This is a genomic window from Bifidobacterium myosotis (genome assembly GCF_002259745.1).
Classification (GTDB): Bacteria; Actinomycetota; Actinomycetes; order Actinomycetales; family Bifidobacteriaceae; genus Bifidobacterium; species Bifidobacterium myosotis.
On the sequence record NZ_MWWW01000032.1, the window covers coordinates 1 to 19,950 of the forward strand.

17 protein-coding genes are annotated in these 19,950 nt (G+C 62.0%); 11 read left to right on the plus strand and 6 right to left on the minus strand.

The window, feature by feature from the left end; all coding sequences use genetic code 11:
• The coding region (locus tag BMYO_RS12255) for a helix-turn-helix domain-containing protein (RefSeq protein WP_143249180.1) at window positions 1–480 on the minus strand (480 nt) is incomplete at its 3' end.
• A gap of 644 nt (window positions 481–1,124) precedes the next feature.
• On the opposite strand from BMYO_RS12255, the gene BMYO_RS10830 reads away from it, so the two are divergent.
• Both BMYO_RS10830 and BMYO_RS10835 read left to right on the plus strand, forming a co-directional pair.
• The gene (locus tag BMYO_RS10830) at window positions 1,125–2,096 is read left to right on the plus strand and encodes a MazG nucleotide pyrophosphohydrolase domain-containing protein (protein WP_233428269.1); all 972 of its coding nucleotides are present in this window, start codon (window positions 1,125–1,127) and stop codon (window positions 2,094–2,096) included.
• 355 nt (window positions 2,097–2,451) lie between these two features.
• Window positions 2,452–3,237, plus strand: a complete 786-nt coding sequence (locus BMYO_RS10835; RefSeq protein WP_094668473.1) for a trimeric intracellular cation channel family protein — start codon at window positions 2,452–2,454, stop codon at window positions 3,235–3,237.
• A gap of 348 nt (window positions 3,238–3,585) precedes the next feature.
• Here the strand turns inward: BMYO_RS10835 and rpsT are convergent, their stop codons facing one another.
• Window positions 3,586–3,846 (minus strand): 30S ribosomal protein S20, encoded by a 261-nt coding sequence (gene rpsT, locus BMYO_RS10840; protein WP_094668474.1) that lies wholly within the window; start codon window positions 3,844–3,846, stop codon window positions 3,586–3,588.
• 140 nt (window positions 3,847–3,986) lie between these two features.
• On the opposite strand from rpsT, the gene lepA reads away from it, so the two are divergent.
• From lepA to BMYO_RS10855, 3 genes are all read left to right on the plus strand, one after another.
• The gene (gene lepA / locus BMYO_RS10845) at window positions 3,987–5,873 is read left to right on the plus strand and encodes a translation elongation factor 4 (protein WP_169834142.1); all 1,887 of its coding nucleotides are present in this window, start codon (window positions 3,987–3,989) and stop codon (window positions 5,871–5,873) included.
• Window positions 5,873–7,249, plus strand: coding sequence for a radical SAM family heme chaperone HemW (gene hemW / locus BMYO_RS10850; protein ID WP_094668475.1), 1,377 nt, complete (start codon window positions 5,873–5,875; stop codon window positions 7,247–7,249). Before lepA ends, hemW begins: the two co-directional genes overlap by 1 nt.
• Window positions 7,250–7,429: 180 nt before the next feature.
• Window positions 7,430–8,422 carry a Gfo/Idh/MocA family protein gene (locus BMYO_RS10855; RefSeq protein WP_094668476.1) on the plus strand — a complete coding sequence of 331 codons (993 nt, stop codon included), beginning with the start codon at window positions 7,430–7,432 and terminating at the stop codon, window positions 8,420–8,422.
• Between the two features lie 30 nt (window positions 8,423–8,452).
• On the opposite strand, the gene BMYO_RS10860 is transcribed toward BMYO_RS10855, so the two are convergent.
• Complete coding sequence (locus tag BMYO_RS10860) at window positions 8,453–9,301, minus strand: SDR family oxidoreductase (RefSeq protein ID WP_094668477.1); 849 nt, start codon at window positions 9,299–9,301, stop codon at window positions 8,453–8,455.
• A 240-nt stretch (window positions 9,302–9,541) separates the two neighbouring features.
• On the opposite strand from BMYO_RS10860, the gene BMYO_RS10865 reads away from it, so the two are divergent.
• The gene (locus BMYO_RS10865) at window positions 9,542–10,420 is read left to right on the plus strand and encodes a LysR family transcriptional regulator (RefSeq protein WP_094668478.1); all 879 of its coding nucleotides are present in this window, start codon (window positions 9,542–9,544) and stop codon (window positions 10,418–10,420) included.
• Window positions 10,395–10,886, plus strand: a complete 492-nt coding sequence (locus tag BMYO_RS10870) for a formate/nitrite transporter family protein (RefSeq protein WP_211276859.1) — start codon at window positions 10,395–10,397, stop codon at window positions 10,884–10,886. Before BMYO_RS10865 ends, BMYO_RS10870 begins: the two co-directional genes overlap by 26 nt.
• 145 nt (window positions 10,887–11,031) lie before the next feature.
• Here BMYO_RS10870 and BMYO_RS12360 read toward each other — a convergent pair whose 3' ends face one another.
• Window positions 11,032–11,160, minus strand: coding sequence for a hypothetical protein (locus tag BMYO_RS12360; protein ID WP_258186142.1), 129 nt, complete (start codon window positions 11,158–11,160; stop codon window positions 11,032–11,034).
• A 344-nt stretch (window positions 11,161–11,504) separates the two neighbouring features.
• Here BMYO_RS12360 and BMYO_RS10875 point away from each other — a divergent pair, with 344 nt between their 5' ends.
• Entirely contained in the window at window positions 11,505–12,569 is a 1,065-nt protein-coding gene (locus BMYO_RS10875; protein ID WP_094668479.1) for a LacI family DNA-binding transcriptional regulator, read from the plus strand.
• Between the two features lie 61 nt (window positions 12,570–12,630).
• Here the strand turns inward: BMYO_RS10875 and BMYO_RS10880 are convergent, their stop codons facing one another.
• Entirely contained in the window at window positions 12,631–13,251 is a 621-nt protein-coding gene (locus tag BMYO_RS10880; protein WP_094668480.1) for a TetR/AcrR family transcriptional regulator, read from the minus strand.
• 231 nt (window positions 13,252–13,482) lie between these two features.
• On the opposite strand from BMYO_RS10880, the gene BMYO_RS10885 reads away from it, so the two are divergent.
• Genes BMYO_RS10885 through BMYO_RS10895 form a run of 3 tightly spaced genes read left to right on the plus strand, consistent with a single transcriptional unit; the run spans window position 13,483 to window position 19,086 of the window.
• Complete coding sequence (locus tag BMYO_RS10885; RefSeq protein WP_094668481.1) at window positions 13,483–14,184, plus strand: ABC transporter ATP-binding protein; 702 nt, start codon at window positions 13,483–13,485, stop codon at window positions 14,182–14,184.
• 5 nt (window positions 14,185–14,189) lie between these two features.
• On the plus strand, window positions 14,190–17,534 hold the full coding sequence (locus tag BMYO_RS12365) for an ABC transporter permease (protein WP_094668482.1): 3,345 nt from the start codon (window positions 14,190–14,192) through the stop codon (window positions 17,532–17,534).
• A 28-nt stretch (window positions 17,535–17,562) separates the two neighbouring features.
• Window positions 17,563–19,086: an amidohydrolase family protein gene (locus BMYO_RS10895; RefSeq protein ID WP_158216991.1), complete on the plus strand. Its 1,524-nt coding sequence runs from the start codon at window positions 17,563–17,565 to the stop codon at window positions 19,084–19,086.
• Between the two features lie 30 nt (window positions 19,087–19,116).
• On the opposite strand, the gene BMYO_RS10900 is transcribed toward BMYO_RS10895, so the two are convergent.
• Window positions 19,117–19,905, minus strand: coding sequence for an SDR family NAD(P)-dependent oxidoreductase (locus BMYO_RS10900; RefSeq protein WP_094668484.1), 789 nt, complete (start codon window positions 19,903–19,905; stop codon window positions 19,117–19,119).
• Between the last annotated feature and the right edge of the window lie 45 nt (window positions 19,906–19,950).

Consider the following 19,950-nt stretch of genomic DNA (forward strand, 5'->3'; position numbering starts at 1 on the left):
GATCGACGTGAGACCGTCGAACGGCGAGGGCGCCGACGCCCTGAGCCGGCCGGCGACCCTGCGGGCGATCTGGCCGGCGGTCCTCCACGCCACGTGCAGGAACCCGCTCACGGTCTTCTGGTTGGCGACGGTCATCAGCCACGCGCACTCCGCCTCGAAGTCCCGCGTGAACCGGCTTCCCGGCTCCGCCCACGGCACGGACGCGACCACCACGCCGCACTTCGGGCAGTCCACCCTGGGCATCATGGCGACCAGTTCGACCCGCCAGCATCCGAAATCCTGATGGCGCCATCGGCGCACGCCGCCGCCACGGTCATAGCCACGACGCTTCCGCCCGCACCTCGAGCACCTGAGCATGCCCGCACGCGGACGCACCCGCACCTCGAGCACGGGTTCGGGGCGCATGGGACCATCGACGATGCAGACGTTCTCGACGACCATGCCTTTGACGTTGAGGAGCTGTTTGAATATGCTGTTCATCAGGCGCTTTTCGGTTGTGTTTTTCTTGGTCGATGAACATCCTAACCAAAAAGCGCTCTTCTCTTACCGGTTCAACGCCTCACCGGCAAACAACCACCCACGAAAACAGCAATAGCGCCTTAAATTAAGGCCAGTTGACGGGCGAGGCGGTCATCTGTCATTACATGAGCCCTGAAACTGTGCCCCCGCAGCGTGTATTGCACTGTTTTTGGGTTTGCGTGGCACGGAATTGTGCCCCCGCAGGTGATTCTTGCCATGATTTTGCTTGCGGGGGCACGGCCTGTGCCCCCGCAGCTGTCATATAGGTGTTTTTCGGCTACGGGGGCACACGGTTCTGGATTGAAAACCGCATGATTCCGCCATTGTCGTTGAATGGCGCAATTTCGGTCAGAATGGGGGTGTGCCCCCGCAGGCGATTTTCATGTGATTTTGGGCTGCGGGGGCACGCTAATCACACTGGGGGCACTATTACACGAATCCCTCTCGCCCCTCGCGGATGAAATCACCTGATTGAAGCTACCGGCCGCCTCCCGCCAAAGCGCAAGGCACAAAGCTATTTCCCCGGGCTCGGACATGGACCCACCTGATTACGCTATAGATGGTAAGGAGAGAACAATCTTCGCTGAATGAGATGAGGTCTGATGATGAACGATTCCGGCGTTGGCGCAATGCAGGCAAACCGCGATCCGCAATGCCGTACACAATACCGTTTGCCGGACGGATTCGAGCATTGCTCGAAATTGAAGCCGGTGACGGAGGCGGCGACTGCGCTGGACCGGGTCAAAGCCGTGGTGGATGTGCTGTATTCACCGGGCGGTTGCCCGTGGGACGGCAAGCAGACGAACGAGTCGTTGCTTAAGAATCTGCTTGAGGAGACGTATGAGTATGTCGATGCGGTTGAGACTCATGACCGTGCCAATATGCGCGAAGAGTTGGGTGATGTGTTGCTGCAGTCCGTGTTCCAAGCACGGGTCTGCGAGTCGGATGCCGAGGACCCCTTTGATATCGACGAGGTCGCCGACCGTCTGGTGAACAAACTCATCACCCGTCATCCGCATGTCTTCGCGGCCGATGCCGAGACTGACCCCGATTCAGCCCCCGATGCCGCTGACACCACTGATACCACCAATACTGCCGACTCGGCCGATGGCGGCGACAATGCCAAAGACGGGAACGCATCCCTGCAACAGGAATCCCCGGAAGCCGTTCTGGCGCTATGGGAAAAGATGAAACAGCAGGAAAAGCATCGTACTTCCGTCCTGGAGGGCATCTCCCAATCGCAAGGTGCGTTGCCCCGTGCGGCCAAAGTCGTCTCCCGCATCTCCAAGTCGCCCAATGCCGATGAACTGTTCAAGGCCTTCGATGAGACGCCCTTGAGCAAGGGCCAACACGATGACGAACGACATGCGGCAGGGCGATTCCAGGAAGCGGAACAATCCGCGCTGAATGGCGATGTGACTTCTGAGCGCGAGAAGGCTGATGCATACGCGAATGCGATTCTCGACATCGTGCGCAAAGCTCGAATCGACGGAATCGATATCGAAGCCGCGCTGCGCAATCGTCTACGTGATGTCGAATCGCGCGTCGCTGATATCGAATCCCATAGCCGTGCATGATGAGAAACGCCGGCATGGCCTGTACCTTCGTCTGCAGCAATGCGCGTAATGGCGGTGGCGTTGACAGGCGGCGGAGTCGTTATCCGGCCACAGGCATCCGGCCATGGATTGACAGGCTGATGATACCGAGCATCCGGTCGGCTTGGTTACTCTGGGACGCGCCCTGCATAGCTCCTGGCGCTATTCAGCGCAACCCAGCGCTACCCGGCGTGGTGTCGCGGTGCTCAATCAGGTGAGGTTGGGGTAGGCTCGGGTACGGCGTTAGTGCCGAGCAAAGCGAGCGAAGGCGAACACGGCCGAACCGGCACGAACCGGAACAAACCGAACCGAAGCGATGCGGGAGGAGTGTGAACTCATGCAGCAGGTGGCGTTGGAGAACAATGTGGTGTTCGTGGGCATCGAATACCTCGCCATCCTGTGTTGGGGCCTGTCAGGCGGACTCTCCGCCATCCGCAAGGGCTACGACATCTTCTCGATCATGCTGTGCGGCTGGTTGACCGCGTTGGGCGGCGGTCTGTTCCGCGACGTGATGCTCGGCGCGTTGCCCCCGGTCGGCATCACCGACAAAGGCTATGTGCTCACCACATTGTTCTCCGGAGTGGTCGTGGTGGTCGCGCATCCGGAGATCGCGAAGCTCAAATGGACGATGACCATCATCGACGCGCTTGGTCTGGGCCTGTTCGCCGTCAACGGCACGGCGAAGGCCTTGTCGTTCGGCATGTCGGGCATGACGGCCGTCTTCCTCGGCATGTTCACCGCCCTGGCCGGTGGACTCATCCGAGACATCTTCATCGGCGACGTCCCGATGATTATCCGCGACAAGCATCTGTACGCCGTGCCCTCGTTCATCGGCTGCATCCTGACCGTGCTCGTATGGCGCGGGGTACGTTACGGGTGGTTCGACATGCGTTCGGAAATGATCTTGGATGTGCTCATCGTCATCATCGTGGTGGCCATCCGTCTGCTGTCGGTCGGATTCAACGTCACCATGCCCGGTGCCATGCAGCGTCACCATGTCTATCTTGCGGGGGAGAGGCGGTACCTGCGCCGTCCGGTCATCCACCCGCATGTGGGGGAGGATGAGGATGACGGCAACGAGGATGACGAAGCCGTCGAGGGGCATGGTCGCCGCCGTCGATGACGCAGCGCGTCGGCGGCGGTCCCACAGTGGTTCGACCCATGATGCCGGTGTCGCGCGCCATGGTAGCAGGGGGACTGACGATTTGTGCGGGCGCATCGGTTGCATCAGTTCCATCAGTTGCATCGGGTGCATCGGTTGCACCGAAACATCGCCCGGGAATCCCGGGGCCTCATCCGACTTGGCATCCCGGAGCATCACGCCGAAACATGGTACATGCCACATGGCACATGGCAACATGACAAGCCAAACGCAAGCACCATAACAAAAATCCCGCAAACCAAACGGCTTGCGGGATTTCTGAAACCTTGACGGTCGTGTGACGTCAGGTCAGCGCTTACGCGATGATGCTCACAGAGCGTTGATCGCGACGGCCAGACCGGACTTGCGGTTGGCGGCCTGGTTCTTGTGAATCACGCCGGCGCCGGCAGCCTTGTCCAGCTTGCGGGCGGCGACCTTGTAGGCGGCCTCGGCGGCAGCCTTGTCACCGGCGGCGATGGCTTCGCGGGTGGCGCGGATGGCGGTCTTCAGGCCGGACTTCACAGCCACGTTGCGAAGGTGCGCCTTCTCATTGGTGAGCACGCGCTTCTTCTGCGACTTAATGTTTGCCACGTTTACTCCAAACGATGTGTATTACAAGGACATACAAAAGTGTGAGTATAGCACCGGCCCCGGAAAAACCCGCACCGAGCCACGCCGCATACAGTCCCTCGGCTAGAATAGGACGAGTTTGAGTAATTCCAAGAGGAGGAATGTCGTTGGTCGTTCAACACAATCAGCCGGGTTCCACCGATCAGTCGCTGATCCGCAACTTCTGCATCATCGCGCATATCGATCACGGCAAGTCCACCGTGGCCGACCGCATCCTGCAGTTGAGTGGCATCGTACCCGAGCGCGAGATGCGTGACCGGTTCCTCGACCGCATGGACATCGAGCAGGAGCGCGGCATCACCATCAAGTCGCAGGCCGTGCGCGTGCCATGGACGTTCGACGGCACCGAATACACGCTTGGCATGATCGACACCCCCGGCCATGTGGATTTCACCTACGAGGTCTCGCGCGCGCTGGCCGCCTGTGAGGGCGCGGTGCTGCTCGTGGACGCCACGCAGGGCATCGAGGCCCAGACGCTGTCCAACCTGTACATGGCCATCGACCACGACCTGACCATCATCCCGGTGCTCAACAAGATCGATCTGCCGAGCGCCGAGCCGGACAAGCACGCCGAGGAGATCGCCGGACTGATCGGATGCGAGCCGGGCGACGTGCTGCGCGTCTCCGGCAAGACCGGCGAAGGCGTGGCGGAGCTGCTCGACCGCATCGTGCTCGAGGTGCCCGCGCCGCACGGCGATCCGGTCGCGCCCGCCCGCGCACTCATCTTCGACTCCGTCTACGACTCCTACCGTGGCATCGTCACGTACATCCGCATGGAGGACGGCGAACTGCACGCCCGCGAGAAGGTCCACATGATGGGCATCGGCATGAGCCACGACCCCATCGAGATCGGCGTGATCAGCACCGACATGACCGCCACCAAGGCGCTCGGCGCCGGCGAGGTCGGCTACATCATCACCGGCGCGAAGGACGTGAGCCAGTCGAAGGTGGGCGACACGCTGACCTCGGCCGTCCGCCCCGCCACCGAACCGCTGCCCGGCTATCGCGACCCCAAGCCGATGGTGTACGCCGGCCTGTTCCCGATCGACAACGCCCAGTTCCCCGAACTGCGTGACGCGCTCGACAAGTTGAAGCTCAACGACGCCGCGCTCATCTACACGCCGGAGACGTCCGTGGCGCTGGGCTTCGGCTTCCGCTGCGGCTTCCTGGGACTGCTGCACATGGAGATCGTCAACGAGCGACTGTCGCGCGAGTTCGGCCTGGACCTCATCCAGACCGCCCCGAACGTCACCTACGACGTGACCGCCGAGGACGGCAGCCAGCACCATGTGACCAACCCGAGCGAGTTCCCGGACGGCAAGATCAAGAAGATCGTGGAGCCGATGGTGGCCGCGGACATCATCACGCCCAAGGAGTTCATCGGCTCGGTCATGGACCTGTGCCAGGACCACCGCGGCCAGATGGGCACCATGGAGTACATCTCCACCGACCGTGTGGAGATGCACTACCGTATCCCGCTGTCCGAGATCGTGTTCGACTTCTTCGACCAGCTCAAGTCCCGCACCAAGGGCTACGCCTCGCTCGACTACCACGAGGACGGTGAGCAGTCCGCCGATCTGGTCAAGGTGGACATCCTCATCCAGGGGGAGAAGGTGGACGCCTTCAGCGCCATCGTGCATCGCGACAAGGCGTATTCCTACGGTGTGATGATGACCAAGAAGCTGCGCGAGCTCATTCCCCGCCAGCAGTTCGAGATTCCGATTCAGGCCGCGATCGGCTCGCGCATCATCGCACGCGAGAACATCCGCGCCCTGCGCAAGGACGTGCTCGCCAAGTGCTACGGCGGCGACATCACCCGTAAGCGCAAGCTGCTCGAGAAGCAGAAGGCCGGCAAGAAGCGCATGAAGATGCTCGGCCATGTGGAGGTGCCGCAGGAGGCGTTCATCGCCGCCCTGTCCACCGGCGATGATTCCAACGACCGCGACACCAAGGACAAGATCCGCGCCGCGCAGAAGACCGAAGGCTGATGTTCGAGGTCTATATCCACGTGCCGTTCTGTCTGCGTCGTTGTGGGTATTGCGATTTCAATACCTATACGGCTGTGGACATGGGCGCCGGCGCCTCGCGCGGCAACTACGCCAACATGGTCATCCGCGAGATGGAACTGACCCGGCAGTGGCAGCTCGACCACGGCATCGAGGAGCCGCCGGCTTCCACCGTGTTCTTCGGCGGCGGCACGCCAACCATCCTCTCGGCGGACGACCTGGTGGCCATGCTCGGTGCGATCCGGCGCATCTGGGGTCTCGAGCCCGATGCCGAAATCACCACCGAAGCCAATCCGGACACCGTCAACGAGTACTACATCGGCAAGCTCGCCGAGGGTGGCTTCACGCGCGTCTCCTTCGGCATGCAATCCGCCGTGCCGCATGTGCTCAGGACCCTCGACCGCACGCACACGCCCGCCAACGTGGAGGCCGGCGTGCGCGCCGCGAACAGGTTCGGGCTGCGCTCCAGCGTGGACCTCATCTACGGCGCGCCGGGGGAGAGCCTCGACGATTGGCGCACCTCGGTCGAAACCGCCATCGACCTTGGCGTGAACCACATCTCCGCATACGCGCTCACGGTTGAACCCACCACCAAGATGGGCCGTCAGATCGCCGTCGGTACGCTGCCCAAGCCCGATGACGACGACGAGGCCGCCAAGTACGAAATCGCCGACGATCTGTTCGCCGCCGCCGGTCTCACCTGGTACGAGGTCTCGAACTGGGCCCGTCCGGGTTATGAGAGCCGGCATAACCTGGGCTACTGGCGCAACGTTGATTGGGCCGGACTCGGACCCGGCGCGCATTCGCACTACAACGCGGTGTCCAATTCCATCTCCGTCGCATCGGATCGTCTTCGCATCCCGACGACAGCGGAATCCCCTGACCGCGTGGGCGCAGGGCTCGACCGTCACGGTCTGCGTGCCTGGGACATCGCGCATCCGCGCATGTGGGGGACCGCGCTCAACGAGGGTTGTGTGCCATGGGGCGGCAGCGAGACGATCACCCCGGCCGAGAACCTCGAGGAGCTCATCATGCTGGGCCTGCGTATCCATGACGGCCTCGACCTCGGCCGCATCAACCGCGAAATCGCGGATATCAACGCCGCGAAACCAGCGGGAGAGCCGTCGCCTTCGTTACGTCCCATCACCGTGGACCAGTTGCGGCCGTTGATCAACGAAGGGCTGATCACTATTGATTCAGGTGATGTCCCTGAGTCCGGTGAAGCCAACGGTTTCGATGCCGCTGGTCCCAGTGATTCGGCTGACGCTGCCGATGACGCCCGCATCATCCCCACCCGCGAGGGCCGCCTGCTCAACGACGCCGTCATCGAGCGGTTCTTTGACCTTATTGGCGTCTAGTGTCTATATTTTGGCTCCCCAAACGAGGGGAATCGAGAATGACATAGACGAACTTCTGATATGGGACACCAGATAACCTGCCATCGCCGAGTGCCGCCGGCGCATATGGCAGAATCATTGTTGGACAACGTAACGGATGATCAGAACCGGACACGGACCGTCAACGGAAAGGAGCCGATCATGGAGACGGATATGCGCGGACTCAACTGGGCGACATTGGGAACCGGCGTCATCGCCAACCAGCTCGAGCAGGCGTTGGAAAGCCGCGGCCGCAAACTGTACGCGGTGGCCAACCGCACGCACGACAAGGCGGTCGCATTCGCCGAACGGTACGGCATCGGCAAGGTCTACGACGACCTCAACGACGTGTTCGACGATTCGCAGGTGGACGTGATCTACATCTCCACACCGCACAACACACACATCGGATTCCTGCGCAAGGCGCTCGCCGCCGGCAAGCATGTGCTGTGCGAAAAATCCATCACACTCAATTCGGACGAATTGGACGAGGCGATTGCGCTCGCCGAGGCCAATCATGTGGTGCTCGCCGAAGCCATGACTCTCTATCACATGCCGATCTATAAGAAGCTTGACGAACTCATCGGTTCCGGCGCGCTCGGCGAACTGAAGCTCCTGCAGGTGAACTTCGGCTCCTACAAGGAGTACGACATGGCCAACCGCTTCTTCAACCGCAACCTCGCGGGCGGCGCCATGCTCGACATCGGCGTGTACGCGCTCTCCTTCGTGCGCTGGTTCATGAGCTCCAAGCCCGATCAAATCCTTTCGCAGGTCAAGTACGCGCCCACCGGCGTGGACGAGCAGTCCGGCATCCTCTTGACCAATCCGGACGGCCAGATGGCCACGGTCACGCTGTCGCTGCACGCCAAGCAACCCAAGCGAGGGCTCGCCGTGTTCGACAAGGCCTATGTGCAGGTCACCGACTACCCGCGCGGCGAACGAGCCACCATCACATGGGTGGACGACGGCCGCACCGAGACCATCGAGGCCGGTAGCACCACCGATGCACTCGCCTACGAGGTGGCGGACATGGAGACGGCCATCGCCGGCGACCCGTCGGTCATGCATTTGGACTACACGCGCGACGTGATGTCCATGATGACCGAGATTCGCCGCGGCCAGTGGAATATGACCTACCCGGAGGAGGAGCGCTGAGGGCCGCTATATCGTCTGTTGTAGGGGCTATCACGCGGTGGGCTGGAGCGGGCCGTAGAAGTAGCTGGCGGTGGCGCCGCCGTCCACGAGCACGTCGGTGCCGGTGATGAACGCGCCGCGCTCGCTCATGAGCAGCTCGGCCACGTTGGCGATCTCGTCGGCGGTGCCGGGGCGTCCTGCCGGGCACTTGGCGAACATGTTCTTGTAGAAGTCGCCGCGCGGTCCGTTGAACTCGTCGATGGCCAGCGGCGTGACGACGATGCCGGGGGAGATCGAGTTGAGTCGCGCCCCGCGTTCGCCCCATACCACGGCTTGGGCCATCACGCGCTTTTCGTTACAGCGCTTGGCCATCTGGTAGGCGTGCAGCGTGTCCGCGATGTTGCCGGGCTGCAGCATGTCGAGTCCGAGCAGCTCCTCGGTGGGCGTGGTGGCGAGCAGACGGTCCTCCTCGGCGGTGAGTTGCTTCATGCGGTGGCCGGACTGGCTGGAGATCGTCACGCCCACGCCTCCGGGGGCGATGATCTCGCCCACTTCCTCGAGCAGCACGGCCGTGCCGTACAGGTCCACGTTGAGAATCGTCTCGATGGATGCCTGGCTGGGGGAGACGCCGGCCGCGTTGACCAGCATGGTGACGTCGCCGAGGGAGGTCGCCTTGCCGATGAGCCCGGTGATGGACTCGCGCGAGGCGAGATCCACGGTTTCGGGGCGGGCGTCGAAGCCGGCGTTCGTCATGGTCTGTGCGATATCGGCGGCATGGTCGGGATTCTTGTCCGCCACGAGGATGGTCATGCCGTGGCCCATGCGACGGGCGATGGCCATGCCGATCTGCCCGGCGCCAACCAGGATCATGATGTCGTGGGTGGAATGGGATGCTGTCATATGCGGTCCTTTCATGGTGCGCGTTCATGGCGCTCGCATGTTGGTGCGAGGCGACTGCGTGCGGTGGCTTGGCTGCGTTCCTTCGGGGTGTTTCGGCTCCCGTTGGATGCCGCTGAAGGCAATGGTATGAGTCCCGTTTCTGCATTACAAATGACGCTATATGATTGATATATATGCACAAAGAGCATGTATTTTGAAGGTGGTGCGGGTATCCTCGCCAGGCCGGGAAGGAAAGGGCATATGGAGCTGAAGGTGCTGCGCAATTTCATCGCGGTGGTCGAGGAGGGCGGCGTGACTGCGGCCGCCGACGTCTTGCGCATCAGCCAGCCTGCGTTGTCCCGGCAGATCGGCGGCCTGGAGAGCGAGCTGGGAGTGAGGCTTTTCGTCCGCGGCAATCGCGCGCGTGAGATCGAGCTGACGGGGGAGGGCCGTCTGATGTACCGGCGGGCCAGGGAGATCGTGGAACTGGCCGACCGCGCTCGTTCGGAGATGAACGATGGGCGTGACATCGCCGGTGAGGTGCATATCGCCGCGGCCCAGAGCGTGGTGATGCGCGTGGTCGCGCGGGCGGCGGTTCGTCTGCGAGGACGATACCCGAACATCATGGTGCAGCTGCATGATGATTTCGGCGCCAACATCATGGAACGGCTCGACAACGGGCTGGCTGATTTCGGCGTGCTCGTACAGCCGGTGGACATGGGTCGGTATGGTTCGCTCCCGTTGCCGGGCGGCGACCCCATGGGGTTGCTTATGCTCCGCGACCATCCGCTTGCCGCGGCGCCGCATGTCACGTCTAAGGACCTCGACGGCGTGCCGCTGATCGTGCCTCGCGGCGTGTTGGGCCGTGGGGACCTGTCGGGTTGGCTGGGTCGGTATGGGAATCGCCTCCGGGTCGTCGCCACGACGAACCTCATGTACAACGCCAGCTGCTTCGTGAGGGAGGGGTTCGCGTGCGCCGTCGGCCCGCAGGGGATGGTCGATGCATCGCCGGAGAGCGGCCTGTGCTTCCGTCCCTTCGAGCCTGCGGTCTCCACGCATCTGGCGATCGCATGGAAGAACAACCAGCCGCTGCCTCCCGCCGCTAAGGCGTTCCTTGAGGCGTTGCGGGAAGTGCTGTAGCCGGGTTGAGGGCGCCCTGTTGCTGGTGCTGCTGGTCACGGCGGCCGGGACCATGGGCCTTACCGATGGCGCGGTGGGGGACCTTGCGGTGTCCACGGCCGTGGCGAAGGTCACGCCCGACTGGTGGACCCTGTTCGCGCGCGGCATCCTGTGCAATGTGCTGGTCTGCTTGGCGGTGCGCATCGGATTCGCCGCGCGCTCGGTGTCCGATAAGGTGCTGGGCATCCTGCTGCCCATCGCGGGATTCGTCGCGATGGGGTTCGAACACTGCGTGGCCAATATGTTCTTCCTGCCGATGGGGCTGGCGGCGAAGCTGCTCGGATTCGGTGCTGGCGTGGCGGATGCGGGCGCGTTGAGCGTAGGTGCCATCGTGTACAACTTGTCCGCGGCCACGTTGGGCAACATCCTTGGCGGATCGTTGTTTGTGGCGTTGGGCTACTGGTATCTCAACGCGAAGAAATGCTAAGAAATAAAGAGGACGCCATTGTCCGATATTCAGTTATACCGGCTTCCCGCCGATGGTTGAATTATCGAATTATCACTGTCATGACCGTATAGGTCGGGGAGTCCATCGGATGATGACGGACCCGTGCGCCCGCTAGGGGCTGGGCTCAGCGGGCGTTCTTCTCGACGTCGTTGATGATGTCGCGCATCACCTTGGCGTTGGTCATACCAGCCTGGGCCATGGAGCTCACACCGTACATCGCCAGACCGCGAATCATGGAATCCTTGAACGACATAATCATTCCTTTCGTTGGTCAAAGCCGGGTGGCTTTGAGTTGTTGTTTCGGTTTCATTCTTTCTGAAACCGGTTTCAGAATAGCGCGTCTTGCGCGCGTCGGCAAGTTACCACATGGTCATCGGCGTTTCGCGCCATATTTCGCCATTCTTGTGATTACCGTCGTCGAACCGGTTCGATGTTATCGTCTGCGGATGCCCAGTCAGCTGTCGCTGACAGCCCCCTCAATCAGCGGGCCAATCATGCAGATAATTGCGAGCCGGATTATTGGGGATATGCCGGGGACGCTATTGTGGAATCGGACCACACGAGCGGATGCGGTACGACGGAAACGGGGGAGTCGACATGGCGAGGAACGCGGGGCGCACGCGGCCGGTGATCAAGGACGTGGCACGTCTGGCCGGGGTCTCCGCTCCGACGGTTTCGAGGTATCTCAACGGCACGGTCAACGTCACCGAAGACAAACGGCGCCGCATCGCCGAGGCCATCAAGGAACTCGGATATGAGCCGAGTGTGGCGGCACGCGCACTGTCCAACCGTGAGATGGACTCGGTGGTGGTGTTCGCCGCCAATCCGGATGACTTTTCCACGTCCGCCACGAACCATGGCGTGGAAGCGGCGGCGCGCAAACGTGGGTTCCTGCTCAACATTGTTTCGTTGGACGAGTCGGACATGGGGTCGGTCGAGGCGCGCGTGCGTATGGGGCTGTCCGTGCGGCCGGCGGGCGTCATCGTCTACGAGTATGGCTGGGCCGGTGTCGAGGCGCTGAAGCGGCTGCCGAAGGACGTGCCGACCGTCGTGGTGGGAGGCGGTTTCGGCGACGGCGACTATCAGGTGATCAACGCCGAACGCGACGGCGGACGCTGGATGACGATGCACCTGCTGGATCTGGGGCATGAGCAGATTTTCCATGTCGCGTGGGACCGTGAAACCGGCGATAACTCACGCTCGAACGGCTGGCGTGATGCGCTTGCCGAGCGCGGAGTCGAGGCTTCGGAGCCGATTCTGGTGCCCTTCGGCGACCTCGGCGCGGCCGTCGCGCTCGGGCGGACGCTCGGTGCACGCAAGGACGTGACCGCCATATTCGCCGCCACCGACGAGATCGCCATTGCAGTGATGAAGGGGCTGCGCGAGGCGGGACGGCGCGTCCCGGATGACGTGAGTGTGGTGGGGTTCGACGATATGCGCTTCGATGCCATGTGGGAACCGGCGCTCACCAGCTACACCCAGAATTTCCATGAGATGGGGGAGCGGGCCTTCCGCATGCTGTATGGGCAGATCGAGGCGCAGCGCAACGGCCAGGAGCCGCCGCCCGCTCAGATCGAGGTGGTGCAGGGTCGTCCGCGACTGCGCGCTTCCGAGCGCACGCAGTTGAATCCGTCGAAGAATACGAGCCATGGGTCACGGTGAGCGGGGTCCCACATGGCGCCACCATGACAGCGCGATGTGCCAGACCTGGGCGCGAGTGCAGTCACCACAGAATGTCCGCCGGTGCGGTGGTTTTGTTGCGCTCGATAATGAGACATATTTCCTCAGGGGATTCTTTGCATCCTCGTCGAATCCACAGCCAGACGATAGAGGCGACGGCGGAGACGAGAATTTCCATCGCATAGTCGGCCGGAATGCCGTTGTAGATGGTTTGTGGTTCGGCGTCTCGGTGTTTCGCTTGCGTGATGATGAGTCGCTTGAGTACGTCCTTGAAGCGCTCGTAAAGAGACATATCGTTGCCGGATTGTGATATCGCGTCGAAGAATGCATAGTTGTTTTTCACATATTGCAGTGCTTTGGCGATGGATTGAGATTGAAATACGTCAACGACTGATTTGCCGGCTTGACTGATCGTCGGTTCGGTTGGATTGACGCGTTCGACGAGAATGCGCGTCAAATCGTCAATGGTGTCGTTGATGAGTTGTTGGCGCAGGTTGAACTTGTCGACATAATGCATATAGAACGTGCCGCGATTGATGTCTGCGGTTCGAGCGATATCGCTGACGGTCATCGCTTCGAAGCCTTTCGACTTAACCAGCGTGGTGAATGCGGACTTGATTTTGGCTTCGGTTTTCGTATTGCGTTTGCCGGTTGCGGATGCCATGGGCTTCTCCTCAAGTATGAGTTGAATTGTGTGATCGGCTATTGCTGAATCATAGCAATCTACAACAGATTCTATCAACATGTTGTTCATTAATGCCATAATGAACGGATTTTATAAGACTGTTCAATTTGAACAGAATGGCAGAAATCGTTCGTTGACATGGCTTTTGTGCCGTCCTTATCATCATGGCAATAAATCAACATGTTGTTTATTCAAAGGAAGGTGGTATCGATGGCCTACATTGAAATGATGCATAGTTTCAAGCGTTACCATATGGGCGACGCCACTATCGTCGCCAACAACGACGTGAACTTCAGCATCGAGAAAGGTGAACTGGCAATCATCCTCGGTTCGTCCGGCGCAGGGAAATCTACCGTACTCAACATTTTGGGCGGCATGGACACCAACAGCGAGGGACAGGTGATTATCGACGGCAAGGACATCTCGAACTACACCGCACGTCAGTTGACCGACTACCGCCGCACCGACATCGGGTTCGTATTCCAGTTCTACAACCTCGTCTCGAATCTCACCGCGAAGGAGAACGTCGAACTCGCTTCCGAAATCGTGCGCGATGCGCAGGATCCGGTTCAGGCGCTCGTGGATGTGGGGCTGAAGGACCGCATCGACAACTTCCCGGCGCAGCTCTCCGGCGGTGAGCAGCAGCGCGTCGCCATCGCCCGCGCTGTGGCCAAGAACCCCAAGATTCTCCTGTGCGACGAGCCGACCGGTGCGCTCGACTACAACACCGGCAAGCAGGTGCTGCGCATCCTGCAGGACCAGAGCCGCGTCAAGGGTGCCACCGTGGTGATCGTCACCCACAACTCCGCCATCGCGCCCATCGCCGATCGCGTGATCCACATGCATGACGCGCGAGTTAAATCCATCGAGGTCAACGAGCACCCCATGGACATCGAGGACTTGGAATGGTGAGCGCTATGACGTCTCGCAGGCTTCGCAGACCTCGCAAACGCATGCTGCGGCGCGACATCCGTGCCACCCTCGCCAAATCCAAGGGGAGGTTCGCCTCCATTGTGAGCCTCATGGCCCTAGGATCGTTCGCCCTCGTGGGTCTGTTCGCCACCGCGCCCGACATGCGGGCCACAGGCCGCGCGTTCTACGACGAGCACAATCTTGCGGATGTGACCGTGATCAGCGACTACGGCCTAACCGCCGACGACGAGGCGATCATTCGTGGAACAGCCGGCGTGAAGGACGCCGAATTCGGCTACTTCAAGGATGTGACGATCGCGGACAGTGACCACAGCCTGCGCGTCCACTCGCTGCCCGAAACCGTTTCCACCTATGCGGTCGTGGAGGGCCGACTACCGCAAGCGGCCGGGGAGATCGCGCTTGACTCGGGGGAGCGTGATCGGTTCGCCGTGGGCAGCTCCATCCGCGTGACCGAACTGCCGGACATCGCCGGCGACACCGTGTTGAGACGGACCGACTTCACCGTGGTCGGCTTCGTGGAGGCCAGCGATACCGTCTCCAATCTCAACATGGGACAGTCCACCGCAGGATCCGGCGAACTCGACGGATACGCCGTGGTCACCACGGGCACGTTCGACTCATCCGTGGCGATGATCGGCCGCGTCACTTTCGAGGACACAGCCGGACTGAACTACTGGGATGACGCCTACCGCGACCGCGTGCAGGACCACAAAACCATCCTCTCCCGGCGGCTCGCCAACCAGCCCTCCGCCCGCCGCGACTCCATCCGTTCCGAACGCCGCGAGCAGATCGCCAAGGCGCAGGAGCAGGTGGACGACGCCAAACAGCAGCTCGCGGACGCCCAAGCCCAGCTTGACGACGCCAAGGCGCAGATCGAATCCGGCAAGGACCAGATTACCCAGGGGCAGCTTGACGCCGTCGACCAGGCATCCTCCGCGGCCGCCGAACTCGCCGGCGCCACCGCGCAGATCGCTTCCGCCAACTCCACGCTCTCCGCCGCCCAAACCCAGCTGGCCGCCGCCGCCCAGCAACTCAATCAGAGCCAGGGCAGTCTCGAACTCGCCTGGCTGCAGCTCAACCAGGCCGGCATGCAGCTTACCGCAGCCCGCGCGGCGCTCGACGCTTCCAGGATCGCGCTCGACGCCACCGGTCGTCTGCTTGCTGCATGGGAGAAAACCGGGATAACCGGCAAGGCATACCAAAGCCTCAAGGCGCGATACGATTGGGCGCTCGCCGACTGGAACACAGCCGCGGACACGTACAACGCCATGCTGAACCAATACCATAGCGGCCTTGAACAGTTCAACGAAGGGGCCGCCAAGCTCAATCAGGGATCCGAGGAGTACCAAAAGAACGCGGCCGCGATCGCGGAAGCCCAAAAACTGCTTGCATCCAAGCAGACCGAACTCGGGCACGCCGTCTCCACGGCCGCATCCGGATCGGCGTCCGACGGTGCCTCACAGATGATCCAAGGCCAGCGTGATCTCGAGAAGGCCGAGGACGAATACGACCAGAAGCTCAAGGAATTCAACGATGCCAAGCCCGAGGCCGAGAAGCAGATCGCCGACGCGGAACATCAGATCAAACTGGCGAGCGAAAAGGTGGACACCCTCGAAGTGCCCGCGTACTCGATCGACGGACGGCGTGAGGGACTCACCTCCGAGGGATACCGCGTGTACGAGATCATCGCGGACATCGTCATGAAACTCGCGCGCATCTTCCCGATCTTCCTGTACTTCGTAGCCGCGCTGGTCACGTTCACCACCATGGGTCGCATGGTGGACGAGGAGCGCACCAATTCCGGGACCCTTAAGGCGTTGGGATATGGGAACGCGGACATCATGAAGAAATTCCTCGTCTACGGCTTCTCCGCCTCCACGGTCGGTACGGTCTTGGGCGTGGCGGCCGGGCACACCATTCTGCCGCTTATCGTCTACCATGCTTACGATTCCGGATTCACCATGCCGCGCATCGAGCTGCACTTCCACCTGGGCGTGACCGTCGCTGCGTTCCTGCTCGCATGGGCAAGCGCCGTGGCCCCCGCGTGGATCGCCGCGTCCCACGAGCTTAAGGAGAAGCCCGCCGCGCTGCTCCTGCCCAAACCGCCCGCCAAGGGCTCGAAGATTTTCCTTGAGCGGATCACGCCCGTGTGGGATCGCCTGAGCTTCACCCGTAAGGTCACGGCCCGCAACCTGTTTCGTTACAAGTCTCGCGGTTTCATGACCATCTTCGGCGTGGCCGGCGCGGTGTCGCTGCTCACCGCGGGGCTGGGCGTACAGGCGTCGATCGGCCAGATCGGCGAGCGCCAGTTCGGCGACATCATCCATTACGACCTGATCGTGGCGGAGAAATCGGACAACAACGCCGACCAGCGCGACGCCGTCTCCAAGGCCGTTGCCCCGGCGGATGGGGACGACGGGAACGGGGCGATCGACCAATCCGCACCGATCCGCTACGAGGAACTCACCACCACCGCCGGCAAGCAGGGCGACAAGCAGACAATCACGCTCATCGTCACCGACGACGCCTACAACTTCGGAGACTACATCACCCTGCGCGACCGCGTCTCGCGCGGCCCGCAGGTCCTGACCGACCGAGGTGCGATCATCTCGGAACGCATGGCGAACATGCTCGATGCCAAGGCCGGGGACACCATCTCCGTGACGGATCCCGACGGCGTGGAGCGCAAGGTGCGCGTGGACGGCGTGACCGAAATGTACATCGGACACTTCATGTTCATGTCCTCCGGCGGCTACGGTCGTGCGTTCGATGCCGACTACCAGTCCAACGCCTACATGGTCCGCCTCAAGGACTCATCCGTGGACAACGCCAACAGGCAGGGAGCGGACCTCATGGCCGTGGACGGGGTCAGGGGCGTGGTGCAGAACATCACCATGAAGAACCAAGTGGCCACGATCGTCGACTCGCTCGACCAGATCATGGAGGTGCTCATCCTAGTGGCCGTGCTGCTCGCGGTGGTGATCCTCTACAACCTCACCAACCTCAACGTGTCCGAACGCATTCGCGAACTGTCCACCATCAAGGTGCTCGGCTTCCACACTGGGGAAACGACCATGTACATCTATCGCGAAACGATCGTCCTGTCCGCGTTCGGAGTGCTGGCCGGATACGTGTTCGGCGCCGGCCTGCACCGATACATCATCACCGAGGTGCCGCCGGACGAGGTCATGTTCGACCCGGGCCTCGCCTGGCCTGCGTTCGCCGTGCCGCTTGCCGTGGTGGTCGCGGTGCTCGCCATGCTCGGCTGGGTGGTGTACCGCCGTCTCAAGGACGTGGACATGCTCGGCGCGTTGAAGAGCGTGGAATGAGCCGGGAATGGAGAAAGAAAGGAAAACCATGAACCATCCGGTCGAATCGAATGATGCTGCCCCGCTGCGCTTCCGTGGCAAGATCGACTTCCAGTCGCACTACTTGCCGCCTGCGTATCTGGAATTCCTGCGCGCGCATTATCCCGGAAACCCGGACGGCTATCCCACGCCCGACTACTGGACCCCTGACTGGCAGCGCGACAAGATGGACCTGCTCGGCATCGCCTACGCACATCTGGAACTCTCCTCGCCGAATGTCTTCCTGCCGCAGGTGTACGACTGCCTGCGGCTGGCCCGGAAGATCAACGATCAGGGGGCGGCAATCGTCGCCGAGAACCCGACCCGGTTCGGGCTGATTGCCACACTGCCCCTGCCATGGGCCGAGGCATCCGTGGAAGAGGCCCGGCGTGCGCTCGACGAGCTCAAGGCCGACGGCGTGGGACTGACGACCAACCACCATGGCGTGTATCTGGGTGACCCCCGACTCGATCCGGTGATGCGCGAACTGGACGGCCGCGGCGCAATGGCGATCGTCCATCCCACCGCGCCGCCCGTGTCCGTGCCCGGCGCGTGCGAGGGCCTGTCCCTTCCTGCTTTCGAATACTTCGTGGAAACCACGCGGGCCTTCACCAACATGGTGCTGGAGGATACGTTCGTCAAGTTCCCGAACATCCGCTGGGTGATGCCGCATGCCGGCGCGTTCGTCTCCGTCCTCGCCGACCGGTTCGAAAGCTTCGCGTTCATGCTGCGCTTCGCTGACCCGGACCGTCGTGTCGACTATATGGACGCCATGTCCCATGTGTACTACGACCTTGCCGGATTCAGTGAGCCCAAGCAGCTTGCCGACCTTCTACGCAACGTGCCGGACACCCACCTGCTGTACGGGTCGGACATCCCCTACACGCCCATCGAGGCGGTGCTCGGCCAGGCTCGAGCGCTGGAAGGGACCGACAAGCTCACCGAGGAGCAGAAGCGCATGGCGTTCACCGGCAATGCGCTCGCCGTCAACCCGAAGCTCGCTGGGATCCCGGCATTGGCCCGGGCGGCTTCCGAGCCCACGGGGAATGCGGTGGGGGAGCGGGACGGACGGTGGTATGTCCGGCTCCTGCACGATCTCTTCCCGCATAGGCATGTGGCCGTGCGCGTGCCCGTCCCGCCGCACGAGGCCGCCCCAAGGATCGCCGGGGCCGTCCGCGATGCCGCCGCCGCGCGCCTTGCGCCCGATTCCGGCGACGACCCGTCACTCACCGCCCGCTATGACGTGCGGCTCAACTCGCCGGTGGGCGTAATCGCGATCCCTGTGATCGTCTCCTACGATGACGCGACCCGAACCTCGTTCCACGGCAAGGCGAAAATCATGGGAATCGTAGCATCCTACCGTGATGGCGTGCGCGACGGAACGCGGCATTCGTTCGACATTCGCGTGCGTCTGCCCTTCGGCCCGCTCACCGTCCACCTCGATGCTGACGTGTCCGAACCCGACGGATCGGTTGTGGGTACGGCCGTCGCGCCCCATCGCAGGCCCATGCCCTTCACCGGCCGGCGGTTGTAGGCTGTAGGCTGTAGGCAGTCGCCGGCCGGATCAGTCCTCGAAGCTGGTGACTTTGACGGCGAGCGCGCTCGGCATGAGCTTCGCAAACGCCCGGTAGAGCTTGTAGAACAGCATCGGCGTGTAGGTGGCGTGCCCGCGTTCGGCCATCATGAGTGTGCGTGCGGTTTCGCGTTTGAGGTCGAGATAGGGCAGATGTCCGAGCTTGCCGGTCGAGGTGCCCTGCACGTTCATTTCGGTGTTCATGTTTCCGGGGCTCATCAGCAGCACGTTCACGCCACGCTTGCGCTCCTCCTCATGCAATGCCCGCGCGAGGAAACGGGTGTACGCCTTGCTCGCCGAATACGCCGTCTGCCATGGGATCGGGGCGAATGAGGAGACCGATCCGGTGATTACTTCGAATGAGCCAGCGCGCATATACGGCAGAAACACGCGGTTCACCATCGTCATGCCCATGATGTTGAGATCGATCATCGCAAGAATATCCTTGGGGGCCATGCCGCGCAGTAATCCTTCGCGTTCGAATCCGGCGTTGTTGATCAGCACACGTACGACCGGCTGTTCCTCGGCGAGTATGGAGGACAGTTCTTCATAGGAGGATGGTTGCGCAAGGTCGAACGACATGGCGCGCACATGCGCATGGATATCCATGAATCGTTCAGCCAGCGCTTCCAGCCGTTCCTTGCGCCGCGCGATCAGCCAGATCTCGTCAATATCGGGGTATCGGTGTGCGATGGTCTCGTAGAACTGTTCCCCCAGACCGGACGAGGCCCCGGTGATCACTGCGATGTTGGCGTGTTCAGTGTTGTTGGGTGTCGTCATGGTATGCCTCCCGAAGGTTGTTTCTCGGCTGTCTGTCATGGATGT